The organism is Streptomyces sp. NPDC040589 (assembly GCF_055594445.1).
In genome coordinates this window covers 307,556-324,298 of the sequence record NZ_JBVIWP010000006.1, presented here as the reverse complement: position 1 = coordinate 324,298, position 16,743 = coordinate 307,556, and the positions used below count along the sequence as shown (strand labels likewise).

The 16,743-nt window shown below is 70.3% G+C and carries 15 protein-coding genes and 1 tRNA gene; 10 read left to right on the top strand and 6 right to left on the bottom strand.

The window, feature by feature from the left end; translation table 11 throughout:
- The first annotated feature begins 1 nt into the window (after window position 1).
- The gene (locus ACZ58V_RS27405) at window positions 2-925 is read left to right on the top strand and encodes an SDR family oxidoreductase (protein ID WP_471293123.1); all 924 of its coding nucleotides are present in this window, start codon (window positions 2-4) and stop codon (window positions 923-925) included.
- A gap of 49 nt (window positions 926-974) precedes the next feature.
- On the opposite strand, the gene ACZ58V_RS27400 is transcribed toward ACZ58V_RS27405, so the two are convergent.
- Window positions 975-1,865, bottom strand: a complete 891-nt coding sequence (locus ACZ58V_RS27400; RefSeq protein ID WP_468193395.1) for a hypothetical protein — start codon at window positions 1,863-1,865, stop codon at window positions 975-977.
- A gap of 122 nt (window positions 1,866-1,987) precedes the next feature.
- Between ACZ58V_RS27400 and ACZ58V_RS27395 the strand changes: the two genes are divergently transcribed.
- From ACZ58V_RS27395 to ACZ58V_RS27370, 6 genes are all read left to right on the top strand, one after another.
- Window positions 1,988-2,440: a GNAT family N-acetyltransferase gene (locus ACZ58V_RS27395; RefSeq protein ID WP_468193393.1), complete on the top strand. Its 453-nt coding sequence runs from the start codon at window positions 1,988-1,990 to the stop codon at window positions 2,438-2,440.
- Between the two features lie 45 nt (window positions 2,441-2,485).
- On the top strand, window positions 2,486-2,836 hold the full coding sequence (locus ACZ58V_RS27390) for a chorismate mutase (protein WP_468193391.1): 351 nt from the start codon (window positions 2,486-2,488) through the stop codon (window positions 2,834-2,836).
- A 141-nt stretch (window positions 2,837-2,977) separates the two neighbouring features.
- On the top strand, window positions 2,978-3,529 hold the full coding sequence (locus ACZ58V_RS27385; RefSeq protein WP_468193390.1) for a response regulator: 552 nt from the start codon (window positions 2,978-2,980) through the stop codon (window positions 3,527-3,529).
- A gap of 67 nt (window positions 3,530-3,596) precedes the next feature.
- On the top strand, window positions 3,597-6,089 hold the full coding sequence (gene pepN / locus ACZ58V_RS27380; protein WP_471293118.1) for an aminopeptidase N: 2,493 nt from the start codon (window positions 3,597-3,599) through the stop codon (window positions 6,087-6,089).
- A gap of 152 nt (window positions 6,090-6,241) precedes the next feature.
- Window positions 6,242-7,636 (top strand): pyridoxal phosphate-dependent decarboxylase family protein, encoded by a 1,395-nt coding sequence (locus tag ACZ58V_RS27375; RefSeq protein ID WP_471293115.1) that lies wholly within the window; start codon window positions 6,242-6,244, stop codon window positions 7,634-7,636.
- A complete protein-coding gene (locus tag ACZ58V_RS27370; RefSeq protein WP_468193387.1) occupies window positions 7,633-9,075 on the top strand; it encodes a lysine N(6)-hydroxylase/L-ornithine N(5)-oxygenase family protein in 1,443 nt (480 codons plus the stop codon). Before ACZ58V_RS27375 ends, ACZ58V_RS27370 begins: the two co-directional genes overlap by 4 nt.
- Before the next feature lie 12 nt (window positions 9,076-9,087).
- On the opposite strand, the gene ACZ58V_RS27365 is transcribed toward ACZ58V_RS27370, so the two are convergent.
- Window positions 9,088-10,896: a bifunctional metallophosphatase/5'-nucleotidase gene (locus ACZ58V_RS27365; RefSeq protein WP_471293112.1), complete on the bottom strand. Its 1,809-nt coding sequence runs from the start codon at window positions 10,894-10,896 to the stop codon at window positions 9,088-9,090.
- 163 nt (window positions 10,897-11,059) lie between these two features.
- Between ACZ58V_RS27365 and ACZ58V_RS27360 the strand changes: the two genes are divergently transcribed.
- Window positions 11,060-11,776 carry an SIMPL domain-containing protein gene (locus tag ACZ58V_RS27360; protein WP_468193385.1) on the top strand — a complete coding sequence of 239 codons (717 nt, stop codon included), beginning with the start codon at window positions 11,060-11,062 and terminating at the stop codon, window positions 11,774-11,776.
- Between the two features lie 166 nt (window positions 11,777-11,942).
- Window positions 11,943-13,379, top strand: coding sequence for a pyruvate kinase (pyk, locus tag ACZ58V_RS27355; protein ID WP_471293108.1), 1,437 nt, complete (start codon window positions 11,943-11,945; stop codon window positions 13,377-13,379).
- Window positions 13,380-13,383: 4 nt separating this feature from the next.
- On the opposite strand, the gene ACZ58V_RS27350 is transcribed toward pyk, so the two are convergent.
- Entirely contained in the window at window positions 13,384-14,163 is a 780-nt protein-coding gene (locus tag ACZ58V_RS27350; protein ID WP_471293105.1) for a helix-turn-helix domain-containing protein, read from the bottom strand.
- A gap of 84 nt (window positions 14,164-14,247) precedes the next feature.
- Window positions 14,248-14,331: transfer RNA gene (locus tag ACZ58V_RS27345), tRNA-Leu, on the bottom strand.
- 102 nt (window positions 14,332-14,433) lie between these two features.
- Between ACZ58V_RS27345 and ACZ58V_RS27340 the strand changes: the two genes are divergently transcribed.
- Complete coding sequence (locus ACZ58V_RS27340) at window positions 14,434-15,090, top strand: ANTAR domain-containing response regulator (RefSeq protein ID WP_468193382.1); 657 nt, start codon at window positions 14,434-14,436, stop codon at window positions 15,088-15,090.
- Between the two features lie 69 nt (window positions 15,091-15,159).
- On the opposite strand, the gene ACZ58V_RS27335 is transcribed toward ACZ58V_RS27340, so the two are convergent.
- On the bottom strand, window positions 15,160-15,876 hold the full coding sequence (locus tag ACZ58V_RS27335; protein ID WP_468193381.1) for an ABC transporter ATP-binding protein: 717 nt from the start codon (window positions 15,874-15,876) through the stop codon (window positions 15,160-15,162).
- Window positions 15,873-16,739, bottom strand: a complete 867-nt coding sequence (locus ACZ58V_RS27330; protein ID WP_189728890.1) for an ABC transporter ATP-binding protein — start codon at window positions 16,737-16,739, stop codon at window positions 15,873-15,875. Before ACZ58V_RS27330 ends, ACZ58V_RS27335 begins: the two co-directional genes overlap by 4 nt.
- Window positions 16,740-16,743 lie beyond the last annotated feature (4 nt).

Genomic DNA, 16,743 nt, shown 5'->3' with positions numbered 1-16,743 from the left:
GATGAGCGCACTCTGCGACGGACGGGTCGTCGTCGTCACCGGCGCCGGGCGGGGGCTCGGCCGCGCGCACGCCCTCGCGTTCGCCGCCGAGGGCGCGCGGCTCGTCGTCAACGACTTCGGCGTCGGCCTCGACGGCACACCCGGGGGCGACGGCGCACCCGGCCCCGGCAGCCCGGCCGCCCTGGTCGCCCAGGAGATCCGTGCGGCGGGCGGCGAGGCGGTGCCGCACGGCGGCGACATCGCCACGACCGAGGGCGCCGCCTCGCTGATCCGGACGGCCCTGGAGGCCTACGGCCGGCTCGACACGCTCGTCAACAACGCGGGCTTCCTGCGCGACCGGATGCTGGTCAACCTCGACGAGGACGACTTCGACGCCGTCGTACGCGTCCACCTCAAGGGCCACTTCCTGCCCCTGCGGCACGCCGCCGCGCACTGGCGGGCCGAGGTCAAGGCGGGCCGCCGGCCCGAGGCCCGCATCGTCAACACCAGCAGCGGCGCCGGACTGCTGGGCTCGGTCGGACAGGGCAACTACAGCGCCGCGAAGGCCGGGATCGTCGCCCTGACACTGGTCGCCGCGGCCGAACTGCGCCGCTACGGCGTCCAGGTCAACGCGATCGCCCCCGCCGCCCGGACCCGGATGACGGAACGCGCCTTCGCCGACACCATGGCGGCACCCGACGCGGGTTTCGACACGATGGCCCCGGAGAACGTCTCACCGCTGGTCGTCTGGCTGGGCTCGGCGGCGAGCGCGGGGGTGACGGGCCGGGTCTTCGAGGCGGAGGGGGGCCGGATCACGGTGATGGAGGGGTGGAGGCCGGGGCCGAGTGCGGACAAGGGGGCCCGGTGGAGTCCGGCGGAGGCGGGGGAGGGGGTGCGGAAGCTGCTGGCGGAGGCGGGAGAGCCCGGGGCCGTCTACGGGGCGTAGGCCGGCGGTCTGGGGGCGGAGCCCCCCAGCACACCCCACCCGCGCAAACCTATGTGTCGCACTCCAGCACACTCCGGCACAATCCACACCGCGCCCGAACCCGCCCCCGCACCGGCACCCGAATCCGCTGATGACAGGTAGGGCACGGAAACGACACCCGCAACCGCCCACCCCCGTCGGGAGAGAACCGGTACCGCGCACCCGGCTGCGGCGGTGGCCCCGCCGGCGCGTGCCGCCGGTCCCGGGCATACCGCCGCCGCCCCGCCCACCCCGCCGCGGTCAACGGCGGCTGCCGCTCATCGCGCCGGGCCAGCTCCATCCCCTTCACGTACGCCGTGTACGCCTGAGCACTGGTGAACCACACCGACGGGTCCTCCCCGAAGACCAGCGCCCGCTTGGCCAGCACGTACCCGAACTCCTCCGGCGTCAGATAGCCCAGCTTCTGCGACGACGCCCCGTCCTCCCGGAACGCGTCCAGCAGCAGCCAGCCCGCGCCCAGATACGTCGTCGCCGTGTCCGTCAGGATCTCGTTGTCCCGGACGCCCGGGAAGGACAGGTCGAGGCGGTGCAGGTACACATGCATCACCTCGTGGGCGAGGGCCGCCCCGATGTCCCGCCGATGCGTACGGAACCGGTCGTTCAGCTCCACGAAGTACTCCGGCCCGGCCGCGAACTCGACGTTCGCCGCGTGCCGCATCTCCCGGAAGCTCACGATCAGCCGGGCGTCCGGAAGCCGGTAGTGCCGCACCAGCTCCTGCGCCACCCGCTGCGCCCCCAGATGCAGGTCGTCGGTGTCGCAGAACGCCACATCGGCGGGGACCACGCTGGTCGCGAACGTCTGGATCGTGTCGTACGACAGTCGCCTGTACAACGCCGTGATGGCGGCCCGCACCGTCTCCAGATGCGGGTAGCCGTGCTCGACCGGCCCGTCGTTCGCCACGCCTCACCCCCAAGACGCCCCTGAATCCGGTTCCACTGTACGAAAGTGTGACGGCCGCGGGGCCGCGCCGTCGCCGCGAAAACCGGTCGTCCGGCCCGGGCCCCTCCGGCAGAATCCGGGCCGTGACCAGCGAACAGCACACCGTCGCCACCGGTCTCCGGGTGGGCGGCCAGGACGACGACCTCGAAACGCGGCTCGACGAGGAGCTGACCGCCTTCAACACCGCCGCCGCCGACGGCGCCGTCACCGAGCCCCTCTCCGTCCGCGCCACCGACGACACCGGCGAGCTGATCGGCGGACTCACCGCCTGGACCTGGGGCAGCCTGTGCTCCGTGGACATGCTCTGGGTGCGGGATGACCAGCGGCACGCCGGCTGGGGCGGCCGGCTGATGCGCGCGGCGGAGGCCGAGGCGGCCCGGCGCGGCTGCACCGACATGATCGTCTCCACATACAGCTTCCAGGCGCCCGGCTTCTACCCGCGGCTCGGCTACCGGGAACGGGCCCGCATCCAGGGCGTGCCCGGCGGACACGAGGACGTCTACTTCCACAAGCGGCTCGGCGCGGCCGAGGTGTGAGACGACATGCGGCGGCCCGGTCTCCTCCCCGTAGGCTGACGCCCCATGACCACCAGCAACACCGGTACCGGTGACGTCGACGCCGCCGTCCGCGAGGAGCTCGCCCGGCTGCGCGACAGCATCGACAACATCGACGCGGCCGTCGTCCACATGCTCGCCGAGCGCTTCAAGTGCACCCAGCAGGTCGGCCACCTCAAGGCCAGGCACCAGCTGCCGCCCGCCGACCCGGCCCGCGAGTCCCGCCAGATCGACCGGCTGCGCACGCTCGCCGAGAACGCCAAACTGGACCCGGCCTTCGCCGAGAAGTTCCTGAACTTCATCGTCGCCGAGGTCATCCGCCACCACGAGCGCATCGCCGACGAGACCCTCAACGGCTCCACGCCCGGCGGCAACTGACCGCCGAGGACCGCTCCCAGGGGAGTGACACGGCGGCCCGCGCGGGGCATGCTGCGCTGTGCACAGCATGTCAGCTGACGAGCACTGCGCGTCAGTGTCCCGGACTTACTCTGGTCCTCCACGAGGGAGGGGCGTCGGGCCATGCCGTCGGATACCAGGATCCTCATCGTCGACGACCACGAGGACACGCTGTACGCGCTGGAGAGCGCCCTGGCCCCGCTGGGCTATCTGCTCGGCCGGGCCACCAGCGGTGACGAGGCGCTCAAGCAGGTGCTCCGCGGCCAGGTCGGCCTGCTGCTGCTCGACGTGCGCATGCCCGGCGTCAGCGGCCTCGAGGTGGTGCGCTACATGCGGCGCGTCGAACAGACCCAGCACATCCCCGTGATCCTGCTCACCGGCTTCGGCGCCGACCACGAACTGACCACCGCCGCCTTCCGGCTGGGCGTCGCCGACCTCGTCATGAAGCCCGTGGACCCCTGGGCCCTGCGCACCAAGGTCCGCTACCTCTACGACGCCCAGCAGCGGCACCTCGCCCTGGAGCGGGAAGTGCGCCGGCTGCGCGCCCTCGTACGGGAGCACACCGAGGCCGCCGTCCACCCCACGCGCCCCGCGCTGCCGCATCCCGACGCGCGCGTACCGACCCAGCGACCCATGGGGGCGCACGCCGGGGAGCTGGAAAAAGACCGTACCTAGACCGGACATTGGGCACGTACCGATCCGCCTCTGTGCCTTGCCAGTGCGATCAGGCAGCATGTCACGCATGTCCGTACTGACGCGCGACGAAGCGCAGACCCGAGCAGAGCTCCTCGACGTGCACCGCTACACGATCGAGCTCGACCTGACCACCGGCGACGAGACCTTCGACTCCCGCACCCTGATCAGGTTCAGCGCCCGCACCGACGGAGACACCTTCGTCGAGGTCAGGCCGGACGAGCTGCGCTCCGTCACCCTCGACGGACACCCCCTGGACCCGGAAGCCCTGGACGGCAACCGGCTCCCCCTGAAGAACCTCACCGCCGGCGAGCACGAACTGCGCGTGCACGCGCTCATGCGCTACTCCCGCACCGGCGAGGGCATGCACCGCTTCACCGACCCCACCGACGGCGAGACCTACGTCTACACCCAGCTGTTCCTCGACGACGTCCAGCGCGTCTTCGCCGCCTTCGACCAGCCCGACCTCAAGGCCGTCTTCGAGCTGTCCGTCCAGGCCCCCGAGGGCTGGACCGTCCTCGCCAACGGCATCACCGAACAGACCGGCGGCGTATGGAAGGCGGCACCCACGCCGCTGATCTCCACCTACCTCGTCGCCGTCGCCGCCGGCCCCTGGCACTCCGTACGCACCGAGCACAGCGGGCTGCCCTTCGGCCTGCACTGCCGCCGCTCCCTCGCCCCCTACCTGGACGCCGACGCCGACGAACTCTTCGACGTCACGCGCGCGTGCTACGACCGCTACCACGAGAAGTTCGACGAGCCCTACCCCTTCGACTCCTACGACCAGGCCTTCGTCCCCGAGTTCAACGCGGGCGCCATGGAGAACCCCGGCCTCGTCACCTTCCGCGACGAGTTCGTCTACCGCTCCGCCGTCACCGACACCGAGCGGCAGACCCGCGCCATGGTCATCGCCCACGAGATGGCCCACATGTGGTTCGGCGACCTCGTCACCCTCAAGTGGTGGGACGACATCTGGCTGAACGAGTCCTTCGCCGAGTACATGGGCTACCAGACCCTCACCGAGGCCACCCGCTTCACGGACACCTGGACCGACTTCGGCGTCACCCGCAAGTCCTGGGGCTACGACGCCGACCAGCGCCCCTCCACCCACCCCGTGGCCCCCGAGGCCGTCGACGACACCGCCTCCGCGCTGCTCAACTTCGACGGCATCTCCTACGCCAAGGGCGCGAGCGTGCTGCGACAGCTGGTCGCCTGGCTCGGCGAGAAGGACTTCCTCGCCGGCATCAACACCCACTTCGCCCGGCACAAGTTCGCCAACGCCACCCTCGCCGACTTCATCGACTCCCTCGCCTGCGCCACCGAGCGCGACGTCCACGCCTGGGCCGACGCCTGGCTGCGCACCACCGGCGTCGACACCCTCACCCCCCAGGTCGCCCCCGGCGAGAACGGCACCTGCGCCCTCACCGTCGACCACGCCGGCAGCCGCCCCCACCACATCGCCGTCGGCCTGTACGACCGGGACCTAGGCGACGACGGCAGGCACCTCGTCCTGCGCGAACGCCTCCACCTGGACCTGCCGCGCAACGACGCCCACCCCATCGGCAAGCGCCCGGCCCTGCTCCTCCTCAACGACGGCGACCTGACCTACGCCAAGGTCCGCTTCGACCCCGAGTCCTTCGAGACCATCCGCAAGGAGCTGTCCGGCCTGCCCGAACCGCTCACCCGCGCGGTCGTCTGGAACGCCCTGCGCGACGCCGTCCGCGACGGCGAACTGGCGCCCGCCGCCTACCTGGAGACCGCCCGGGCCCATCTCCCGCTCGAGACGGACCTCGCCGTCGTCCAGGGCGTGCTCGCCTTCGCGTCCACATACATCACCGACCACTACCTCACCCCCGAGGAGCGGCCCGCCGCGCTCGCCACCCTCTCCGACCTGTGCCGCGACCTCATCCGGCGCACCGAGGACGGCGACAACCCCGGCCTGCGCCTGATCGCCGTACGCCACCGCATCGACGTCGCGGCCCACCCCGACACCATCGCCGCCTGGCTCGCCGACGGCACCGTCCCCGGCGGCCCGGAACTCGACCCCGAGCTGCGCTGGCGCGTCCTCGCCCGGCTCGCCGTCCTCGGCGCCACCGACGAGGCCGCCATCGCCGCCGAGCTGGAGCGCGACCCCAGCGCCAGCGGCCAGGAGGGCGCCGCCCACTGCCGGGCCGCGCTGCCCGACCCGGAGGCCAAGGACCACGCCTGGCAGGCGATGTTCGGATCCGACGAGCTGTCCAACTACCTCTTCACCGCCACCGCCGCGGGCTTCTGGCAGCCCGAACAGGCTGATCTGGTACGCGATTACGTGCCGCGCTACTACACCGACGCGGTGGCCGTCGCCGAACGCCGCGGCCCCGCCATCGCCACGGCCGTCGGACGCTCGGCCTTCCCCGCCCACGCGGTCGACGCGGAGCACCTCCGCCTGGGCCAGGAGTGCCTGCGCGACGCCGGACCGATCCCGGCGCTGCACCGCAAGCTCGTCGACCAACTGGACGATCTGGCACGGGCGCTGCGGGTGCGGCAGGGCCCGCGGTCGTAGGACCGGCGGCGCCGGGCACGTCCCTGGCGCCGCACTCCTGACAGGGCTGAGACGACCGGACCCCAACAGGTTCTCCCCGTACGGAAGTACCTCCACCCGGGTCCGGTCGTTGGGCTTCTCGGGCGCGTCGCCCCGCTCCCCGGAGGACGCCCATGAGCACGCCGCCCCTCGCCTCAGGTCCCGAAGGCCCACGCGCCCTGCGGCCGTTGCTCGACACCGTGCTCGAAGCGCTGGACACCGGCGCCCGGGCGCGCGGCGGACCGCTGCCGGCGGGCGGACCGGAGGCGGTCGCGGCCCGCGTGCGCGAGACGGCGGGAGAGATCCTCCCCGACCAGGGCGACCCACACGCCCTGCGCACCCTGGTCCACGCCTTCGCCGAAGGCGCCGCCGACCCCGCACACCCCCTGTGCGCCGCCCACCTCCACTGCCCGCCCCTCGCCGTCGCCGCCGCAGCCGACCTCGCGGCCTCCGCCCTCAACCCGTCCCTGGACTCCTGGGACCAGGCTCCGGCGGCATCAGAGCTGGAGACGCTGGTGGCGGGGGCGCTGGCCCGGGAGGTCTACCGGCACGGCGCGAACCCCGACTCCCTCGTCACCACCGGCGGCACCGAGTCCAACCAGCTCGCCCTGCTCCTCGCGCGGGAAACGTGCGGCGGGGCCGTGCGGCTCGTGTGCGGGGACAACGCCCATCACTCGCTCGCGCGGGCCGCCTGGCTGCTCGGGCTGCCCGAACCCGTCGTCGTGCCCGCCCCGGCCGGAACGCTCGATCCCGCCGCGCTCGACGCGACCCTCACCCGCCTGCCCGGCCCGCTGCTCGTCGCCGCCACCGCCGGCACCACCGACGCCGGCCTCATCGACCCGCTGCCCGAGATCGCCGCCCGCTGCGCGGCCCACGGCACCCGGCTGCACATCGACGCCGCCTACGGCGGAGGCCTCCTGTTCAGCACCCGGCACCGCACCGCGCTCACCGGACTCGACGCCGCCGACACCGTCACCCTCGACCTGCACAAACTCGGCTGGCAGCCGATCGCCGCAGGCCTCCTCGCCGTCAAGGACCCCCGAGACCTCACCGCCCTGCGGCAGCGCGCCGACTACCTCAACGCCGTCGACGACACCGAGGCCGGCCTCCCGGACCTGCTCGGCCGGTCCCTGCGCACCACCCGCCGCCCCGACGTCCTCAAGCTCGCCGTCACCCTCAAGACCCTCGGCCGCGGCGGCCTCGGCACGCTCGTCGACCAGGTCTGCGCCCGGGCCCGGGAGTTCGCCGCCCTCGTCCACGACCACCCCGGCTTCGAACTCCACGCCCCGCCCGTCATCAGCACGGTGCTGTTCCGGCCCGCGGGCGCCACCGACGCCACCGTGGCCGCCGTACGCCGCGCGCTCCTCACCGACGGCCGTGCCGTCCTCGGCCGGACCCGTCTCGACGGCCGGCTCTGGCTCAAGGCCACCCTCCTCAACCCCGCCACCGGGCCCGACGACCTGGCCGCCCTGCTGCACCTCGTGGCAGCGCGCCGAGCCACACTCGTGGAAGGACACACCCCCCGATGAACCCCGCGCCCACCCCCGACCCCGCCCCGACGCCCCACCCGCACCAGAGGCCCGACGCCCCCCGCGACCTGGTCGGCATCGGCATCGGCCCCGCCAACCTCTCCCTCGCCGCCCTCGCCCACCCGCTCGGCGAACTCGACACCGTCTTCTACGACCAGCGCCCCGCCTTCGGCTGGCACTCCGGCCTGCTCATCGAGGGCGCGACCATCCAGGTCCCGTTCCTCGCCGACCTCGTGAGCCTCGCCGACCCCACCAGCCCCTGGACCTTCCTCAACTACCTCCGGTCCCGCGAGCGGCTCTTCCCCTTCTACTTCGCCGAGCGCTTCCACATCCAGCGCGCCGAGTACGACGCCTACTGCCGCTGGGTCGGCGAGAGCCTCCCGGACCTCCACTTCGGCCACCAGGTCGACGCCGTCCGCTGGAACCCCGAACGCGACGTCTTCGAGGTCGACTTCACCCAGCTCGACGCCGACGGAGAAGCCGAGGCCCTCGGCCGCACGTACACCCGCAACGTCGTCCTCGGCATCGGCACCGAGCCCTACGTCCCCGAACCCCTCAAGCCCCTCGCCCAGGCGCCAGGCGTCCCGGTCGTGCACGCCGCCGACTACCTCGACCACCGCGCCGCCCTCCTCGCCGCCGAGCACGTCACGGTCGTCGGCATCGGACAGTCCGGCGCCGAGATCTTCCTCGACCTGCTGCGGAACAGACCGGCCGGCCAGGAGAAACTCCACTGGCTGGGCCGCACGGAGGCCTTCGCGCCCATGGAGTACTCCAAGCTCGGCCTGGAGCACTTCACCCCCGACCACACCCGCTACTTCCACGCCCTGCCCGAGTCCGCCCGCGACCGGCTCGTCACCGGCCAGTGGCAGCTGCACAAGGGCATCGACGCCGCCACCGTCGCCGCCATCCACGACGAGCTCTACCGCCGCACCCTGCACGGCGGATGGCCCGACGCCGTCCTCACCCCCGGCGTCCACGTCCGCACCGCGGGCCGCGTCGCCACGACCAAGGTGGAACTGCACCTGGAACACGCGAGGCAGGACAGTCGCTCCCGGCTCACCACCGACGCCGTCGTCCTCGCCACCGGCTACCGCGAACGCCCCCTCGACCGCGTCCTCGCCGGACTCGACCCCTACCTGCGCCGGGACAGCCGGGAGCGCCCGCGGATCGACGAGGAGTACCGCCTCGTCCTCGACCCGTCCGTCACCGGCACGGCGTACGTCCAGAACGCCGAGACCCACACCCACGGCGTCGGCGCCCCGGACCTCGGCCTCGCCGCCTGGCGCAGCGCGATCATCCTCAACTCCCTGACGGGCAGGGAGGCGTACGCCCTCCCACGCCGTACCGCCTTCACCACCTTCGGCCTCACACAGCGGCAGCAAATCCCGCCGGCCCGCGAGGCACCGGCGCTGACCCCGCTCGTGGACCGAAGGCGATGAAGCTCAAGGCGCTCAGAAGACAGGCGTGCCGTTCCGCGTGAGCTTCCAGTCCACCGCCGCGAACTCGGCCGGGTCGACGGCCCCCTTCGCCTTCACCCAGGCGATCATGATGTTGCGGATCTCGTCCGAGTTCGACCACAGCAGCTGCGAGGCGGCGACATGCGGGAAGTTCCCGCCGCCGTTGGCCCGGTAGTTGTTCACCGCGAACACGAACTTCGCGTCGTCCGCGAGCGGCTGCCCCTCGAACCGCACGTTCGTCACCCGCGAACCGGCCGGCCTGGCGATGTCGATCTCATAGGCCAGCCCGCTCACCACGTCGTAGTTGTAGTCCGGCGTGCCGTTCGCGTTCGTCAGCTTCGCCGGATCCACCTGCGCGCCCGGCGCCGTCTGCACGAAGTAGTTCGCCGAGAACTCCAGATACGCCTTCATCTGCGCACCCGTCATCAGACGCGCCTCCAGCGTGTTCTCGAAGACGTACAGACCCGCCACGTCCCGGATCGTCACCTCGCCCGCCGGGATCCGGGCACTGCGCGAGAAGCACGCAGCCTGCGACAGCACCGGCAGCGAGGCGTGCTCCGTGCCCGCCAGCGCCTGCTTCACCGTGTCCGCCTGGATGTGGTTGATCAGGTCGATGATCGGCACGTCCTTGTACGGCGCCTCGGCCGACGTCATCTCCGCCGCGTTCGTGCCGATGACCTGGTTGACGTAGGCCACGACCTTCTCGTGCTCGTCCGACAGCAACCGGACGATCTTCCGGTCCTCCTCCACCGCGTTGGAGTTCAGGACCTTCGCGCCCACCTTCTCGACCTTCCAGCAGCCCTTCGCCCAGACCAGCTCGAAGTCGAACAGCGTCAGCCGCTGCCCCCACTTCAACGGCTCGGACAGCACGACCTGCTGGCCGGTCTTCTTGTTGGTGACGAAGTACTCGGGGATCTCCGTGTGCGCGTGCCCCACCAGGATCGCGTCGATCCCCGGCACCTGCTCCGCCACCAGACCCGCCGCGTTCTCGATGTACGGCAGCTGGTCACCGTAGGACGACGTCCCCGACGAACCGCTGTGCGCCGACACGATGACGACGTCCGCGCCCATCGACCGCAGCCTCGGCACCCACTTCGCCGCCTGCTCCTCCAGACCCGGGAACGTCATCTTGCCCTGCACGTTCGCCTTGTCCCAGATCGCGATCCCCGGGTTGGTCAGGCCCAGCACCGCCACCTTCACATCCCGCCCGAACGGCGTGCGCAGCCGGTGCATGCTGTACGGCGCGAACGCCGGCCGCAGCGTCTTGGCGTCCAGCGCGTTGGCGCCCAGCAGCGGGAAACGGCACTGCTGCTCGAACTTCCGCAGCACCGGAATGCCGTAGTTGAACTCGTGGTTGCCGAGCGCCGCCGCGTCGTAGTCCATGGCGTTCATGGCCTGCGCCATCGGGTGCACCGGGCCGCCCTTGGCGGTGATCGGGTCGACCTTGGCGTAGTAGTACGACAGTTGCGTGCCCTGGATGGTGTCGCCCGCGTCGATGAGCAGCGTGTTGCGGCGGCCCTTCTCCTCGCGGATCCGGTTCACCAGGGTGGAGATCTTCGCCAGACCGATGTCGTTGTGGTCCTTGTCGTCGAACTCCTTGTCCGTGAAGTAGTCCCAGTTGAAGACGTTGCCGTGCAGGTCCGTCGTCCCCATGACGGTGAACGCGTACCGCTTCACGCCCCGCTTCGTCCCACCCCGCGCCTCGGCCGCCTGAGCACCCGGCGCCGTGACCGCACCGGCCAGCGCCACCCCCGCCCCGGTCACGGCGGACTTCTCCAGGAACTTCCGGCGGTTCAACGGCATGTCTGGCTCCCCTTGCGGAATCTGTGAACGACGCGCGTAGATAACGCGCGTAGATTCTGACCCGGTCATGACCGGCCGCAACAGCCCCGGCAGGTTTCGATCTGATGACTCAGCCGGCCAACTCCACGCCTCCGGCCAGCCAAGACATGACAGAGTGGGGCGTATGACCGCGCCCACCGGAGACGCCTCCCAGCCCGCAGTCCCCTACGGAACACCCGACGCCCCCCGCATCGCCGTCCGCGGCGAGGCCCGCCTCGAAGTCGACCCCGAGATCGCCCGCATCGGCATCACCGTCGCCGCCCGGGGCCGCGACCGCCGCTCCGCCCTCGACGACCTCACCCGCCGCAACACAGGCGTCCTCGACCTGGTCAAGTCCTACGGCGACGCCGTCGAACGCCTGGAGACCGGCGCCTTCTCCATCACGCCCGAACTCACCAAGCACGGACGCGGCGAACGCATCCGCACCTACCACGGCCGCGTCCATGTCACCGCCGAACTCACCGACTTCACCGCCCTCGGCGAACTCACCACCCGCCTCGCCGACCTCGAACTCACCCGCGTCGACGGCCCCTGGTGGGCCCTGCGCCCCGACTCACCCGCCCACCGCGAGGCCAGGAAGAAGGCCGTACGGGAAGCCGTCCAGCGCGCCCGCGAGTACGCCGAGGCACTCGACACCACCCTCTCCGCCCTGGTCGAACTCGCCGACATCGGCGCGGAGAACGCCCAGCCGCCCTACCCCCAGGCACCCGGCCGCATGCGCTCCGCGGCCTACGGCGGCGCCGAGGACAGCGCGGCGGCCCCCCTCGACCTCGAACCCCAACGCCAGCGGGTCCACGCCCAGATCAACGCCCGCTTCACGATGGTGCCGCCGCGGTTGTAGCCGGTCTCCGCGTGCCATTTCGAAAACGCGACCGAGGGATTCCGAACGCTCATCGGAGCGCCCCGCCGCACAATTCAACAGTTGGCCATAGCGCTTCATTCAAAGTCTGTTGAGTAGTCACTCACGACCAATTCTCTACCGGCCAGTAACTCATAGGCTCACCCTTATGCGCCGAGCAAAGATCGTCTGCACACTGGGCCCCGCCACCGACTCGTACGACCAGATCAAAGACCTGGTCGACGCCGGAATGGACGTAGCCCGATTCAACCTCAGCCACGGCAGCCACGCCGAGCACGAGGAGCGCTACCACCGGGTGCGGAAGGCCGCCGACGAGACCGGCCGCAGCGTCGGCGTCCTCGCCGACCTTCAAGGCCCGAAAATCAGGCTCGGCCACTTCACCGAAGGCCCCGTACTCCTTGAACGCGGCGACACCTTCACCATCACCGTCGAGGAAGGCGCCGAAGGCGACGGCCGGATGTGCGGCACCACCTACGCCGGCCTCGCCGCCGACGTCACCCCCGGCGAACGCGTCCTCGTCGACGACGGCAAGGTCTGCCTCGAAGTCACCGAGGTCGACGGCCCCCGCGTCCACACCACGGTCATCGAGGGCGGCGTCATCTCCGACCACAAGGGCCTCAACCTCCCCGGCGTCGCCGTCTCCGTCCCCGCCCTCTCCAAGAAGGACGAGGACGACCTCCGCTGGGCCCTGCGCACCGGCGCCGACGTCATCGCCCTCTCCTTCGTCCGCACCGGCCGAGACATCCAGGACGTCCACCGCATCATGGACGAGGAAGGCCGCCGCCTCCCCGTCATCGCCAAGGTCGAAAAACCGCAGGCCGTCGAGAACATCGAAGAAATCGTCGCGGCGTTCGACGGCATCATGGTCGCGCGCGGAGACCTCGGCGTCGAAATGCCACTGGAACAGGTTCCGATCGTCCAGAAACGCGCGATCAAACTGGCGAAGCGCAATGCGAAACCCGTCATCGTCGCCACCCAGATGCTCGACTCGATGATCGACAACGCCCGCCCGACACGTGCGGAGGCCTCGGACGTCGCCAACGCCGTCATCGACGGCACCGACGCGGTGATGCTGTCCGGCGAGACGAGCGTCGGCAAGCACCCCATCGAAACGGTCCGCACGATGGCCCGCATCGTCGAGGCGGCGGAGGAAGACATCCTGGCGAAAGGCCTCCCGCCGCTCACCGAACGCAACAAGCCCCGCACCCAGGGCGGAGCCGTGGCCCGGGCCGCGGCCGAAATGGGCGACTTCCTCGGCGCCCGCTTCCTGGTCGCCTTCACCCAATCCGGCGACACCGCCCGCCGCCTCTCCCGCTACCGCTCCCCGATCCCCCTCCTCGCCTTCACCCCCGACCAGGGGACCCGCTCCCAGCTCAGCCTGACGTGGGGCGTGGAAACCTTCCTCGGCCCCTGCGTGGACTCCACGGACGCGATGGTCGACCAGGTCGACGAACTGCTGCTGAAGTACGGCCGCTGCCGGAAGGGCGACACGGTCGTCATCACGGCGGGCTCCCCTCCCGGCGTCTCCGGCTCGACGAACCTGGTCCGCGTCCACCACATCGGCGAGGACGACAGCCCGAAGTAGGACGTCAGTACTTGGGGCCTACGTGGGCGTCCATGAGGGCTACGGAGGCTTTGCGGGCGACGGAGATGTTGTACGGGTTGCCGTTGCGGGTGCAGTGGGTCCACTCGATGCCCAGTGTGTCGAGCGTGTCGGAGTAGAGCCGTCGGATGTCCTCGGAGACGTTGGTGAAGAAGTACCGAGGGTACTCGTAGCGCTTGCGCTCGCCGGCGACCATGCGGGTCGTCCAGTTGGTGACGCGGCAGCCGTCGGAGTGGATGAGGCCACGGACGAATTCCCAGGGGTGGGTGTCGACGATTTCCTGCTGCCAGGGTTCGAGGACGATCCGGCGCTCATGCTTCTTGCCGGGGCCGTGCTGAGGGAACATGCAGGTCCAGTGCTTCGTGTACGACTTCACCTCGACACAGCCGGGCTTGTAGCGCTGCTTGACGCTGGGCAATGGCATCACCTTGCGCATGGCGTCTTCGGCGGCAGAGATCAGGCCGGTCTGCATGGCATTGCAGAAGACGGACAGGTGATGCTGCTTGCGCTTCGAGATGATGTGGCCGTCGCCGAGGTAGAGCCCGAGCAGGTAGGCGTATGCGACCTGGTCGAACTCGCGGCCTGTGCACCGAGGGCAGTCGGTCGGTTGCTCGTAGGTCTCGCCGCGCGCTCTGCGGTCTTCGCTACGCCACCAGCCGACAGTGCCTCGCGGGACGTTTAGGCGCTCCGCGACTGTGCGGTTCGGTACGCCCTGGCGCATCAGTGCGACGGCTTGAGCTCGAATCGAAGGGTTGTGCTGCTCCATGGGGTAACTCTGCGCCACTGATCGTGACTGCGTGCAGCAAAAAGCGGAGGACCACGCGAACGTGATCCTCCGCTTTTGATGTTGTGCCCGGTGTGGGATTCGAACCCACATGCCCAAAGGGCACGGCATTTTGAGTGCCGCGAGTCTGACCAGTTCCTCCAACCGGGCAGGTCTGGGGACCGACCAGCAGTGTACCGGTTCACTGTGCGCCCTTGCTGCTAGGTACGCTCTTGGGAGCAGTACCGGCCTGCCCCGTACCAAGGAGCCCACGTGAGCGCCCCCGAGTCGCCCCAGCCTGTTGACGTGCCCGATGACGACAAGTCGCACGTGCCTCCGCTGACGACCCGTGTCGTCATCGCCGAGGACGAGGCCCTGATCCGGCTCGATCTCAAGGAGATGCTGGAGGAGGAGGGGTACACCGTCGTCGGTGAGGCCGGGGACGGTGAGCAGGCCGTGGAGCTGGCTCGTGAGCACCGCCCGGACCTGGTGATCCTGGACGTGAAGATGCCGAAGATGGACGGTATCTCCGCGGCCGAGAAGATCGCCGAGGAGAGCATCGCGCCGGTGCTGATGCTGACCGCGTTCTCGCAGCGCGACCTCGTGGAGCGGGCCCGGGACGCCGGTGCCATGGCCTACCTGGTGAAGCCGTTCAGCAAGACCGATGTCGTGCCGGCGATCGAGATGGCCGTGTCGCGCTTCACGGAGCTGAAGGAGCTGGAGAAGGAGGTCGCGGACCTCACGCTGCGGCTGGAGACGCGCAAGCTGGTGGACCGGGCGAAGTCGATCCTTCAGACCGAGTACGGGCTGAGCGAGCCGGCCGCGTTCCGGTGGATCCAGAAGACCTCGATGGACCGGCGGATGTCGATGCAGCAGGTCGCGGAGGCGGTCATCCAGGATGCCGACGAGAAGAAGGCCAACAAGGGCTGATCACCCCGCACACCACACGAGGCCCGCTCCCCATCCGGGGCGCGGGCCTCGTCGTATGACCAGCCTCTGTCAGTCCTCGCCGAGGTACGCCTTGCGGACGGACTCGTCGTGCAGCAGGTCCTGTCCCGTGCCGGAGAGGGCGATGTTGCCGACCTCCATGACATGGCCGTGGTCGGCCAGGGAGAGCGCCGCCTGGGCGTTCTGCTCCACGAGAAGGATCGTCGTGCCCTGGGACTTGAGCTCCGAGATCGTCGCCATGATCTTCTGCATCATGATCGGGGAGAGGCCCATGGAGGGCTCGTCGAGCATGAGCAGCTTGGGCTGGGACATGAGCGCGCGGCCCATGGCGAGCATCTGCTGCTCACCGCCCGATAGGGTTCCGGCGGCCTGCTTGCGGCGTTCCCCGAGGATGGGGAAGAGGTCGTAGGCCCGCTGGATGTCCTTCTCGATCCCTTCCTTGTCCTTGCGGAGGAACGCTCCGAGCTGGAGGTTCTCCGCGATGGTGAGGCGGGGGAAGATGTGCCGGCCCTCGGGGGAGTGGGCGAGGCCGAGGGCGACGATCTTGTGGGCGGCGACGCCGGTGAGCGGCTTGCCGTCGAAGGAGATCCTGCCCGATGTCGGCTTCAGCAGTCCCGAGAGGGTGCGCAGGGTCGTGGTCTTGCCGGCGCCGTTGGTGCCGATGAGGGTGACGACCTGGCCGGCTTCGACGCTGAAGGAGATGCCTTTGACGGCTTCGATCTTGCCGTAGGAGACCCGGAGGTCCTCGACCTCGAGGAGTGCGGTCACTTGGCTTCTCCCTTGGTGCTGCTGGTGGTGCTGGGTGCCGCCTCCGCGGCGGCTTCGGCGGCCTCGACCTCCGCGGCTTCGGCCTCACCGGGGTCGCCTTCGAAGGGTTCACCCAAGTAGGCGGCGATGACGCGCTCGTCGGCCTGGACGACCTCCGACGTGCCCTCGACGAGCTTCTCGCCCTGGACGAGGACGGCGACGCGGTCGCTCAGGTTGAAGACGAAGCGCATGTCGTGCTCGATGAGGAGGACGGCGATGCCCTTGTCGCGGATGGCGAAGACCAGTTCCTCGGTGGCTCGCGTCTCCTGGGGGTTCATGCCGGCCGTCGGTTCGTCCAGCAGCAGCAGGCCGGGCTCCGAAGCGAGAGCGCGGGCGATCTCCAGCTTGCGCTGCTCGCCGTACGGCAGGTTCCGCGCCAGATGATCCCGTTTGTGGGAGAGGCCGATGAACTCCAGGAGTTCCATGGCTCGTTCCTCGCTGGCGCGTTCGGCCTTCTTGAAGCCGGGGCCGCGCAGCAGGGCCGACCACAGGCCCTCCTTCGTCCGCGTGTGGCGGCCGACGAGGACGTTTTCCAGGACCGTCATGTTGGCGAAGAGCCGGATGTTCTGGAAGGTGCGGGCGATGCCGGCCTGGGTGACCAGGTGGGGCTTGGGCGGCAGGACCGTGCCCTTGTAGGAGACGGTGCCTTCCGTGGGGACGTACAGGCCGGTCAGGCAGTTGAAGAAGGTGGTCTTGCCGGCGCCGTTGGGGCCGATGAGGCCGACGATCTCGCCGGCGTTGACCGTGAAGTCGACGGAGCGGACGGCGGTGAGGCCGCCGAAGCGCATCGTGACATCGCGTGCTTCGAGTACAGGTGTCGTCATGATT

Coding starts and splice junctions, on each gene's coding strand:
- pepN (WP_471293118.1), top strand. CDS start 3,597: ATGTCCGTACTGACGCGCGACGAAGCGCAGACCCGAGCAGAGCTCCTC.
- ACZ58V_RS27390 (WP_468193391.1), top strand. CDS start 2,486: ATGACCACCAGCAACACCGGTACCGGTGACGTCGACGCCGCCGTCCGC.
- ACZ58V_RS27365 (WP_471293112.1), bottom strand. CDS start 10,896: ATGCCGTTGAACCGCCGGAAGTTCCTGGAGAAGTCCGCCGTGACCGGG.
- ACZ58V_RS27330 (WP_189728890.1), bottom strand. CDS start 16,739: ATGACGACACCTGTACTCGAAGCACGCGATGTCACGATGCGCTTCGGC.
- ACZ58V_RS27405 (WP_471293123.1), top strand. CDS start 2: ATGAGCGCACTCTGCGACGGACGGGTCGTCGTCGTCACCGGCGCCGGG.
- pyk (WP_471293108.1), top strand. CDS start 11,943: ATGCGCCGAGCAAAGATCGTCTGCACACTGGGCCCCGCCACCGACTCG.
- ACZ58V_RS27350 (WP_471293105.1), bottom strand. CDS start 14,163: ATGGAGCAGCACAACCCTTCGATTCGAGCTCAAGCCGTCGCACTGATG.
- ACZ58V_RS27370 (WP_468193387.1), top strand. CDS start 7,633: ATGAACCCCGCGCCCACCCCCGACCCCGCCCCGACGCCCCACCCGCAC.
- ACZ58V_RS27385 (WP_468193390.1), top strand. CDS start 2,978: ATGCCGTCGGATACCAGGATCCTCATCGTCGACGACCACGAGGACACG.
- ACZ58V_RS27375 (WP_471293115.1), top strand. CDS start 6,242: ATGAGCACGCCGCCCCTCGCCTCAGGTCCCGAAGGCCCACGCGCCCTG.
- ACZ58V_RS27360 (WP_468193385.1), top strand. CDS start 11,060: ATGACCGCGCCCACCGGAGACGCCTCCCAGCCCGCAGTCCCCTACGGA.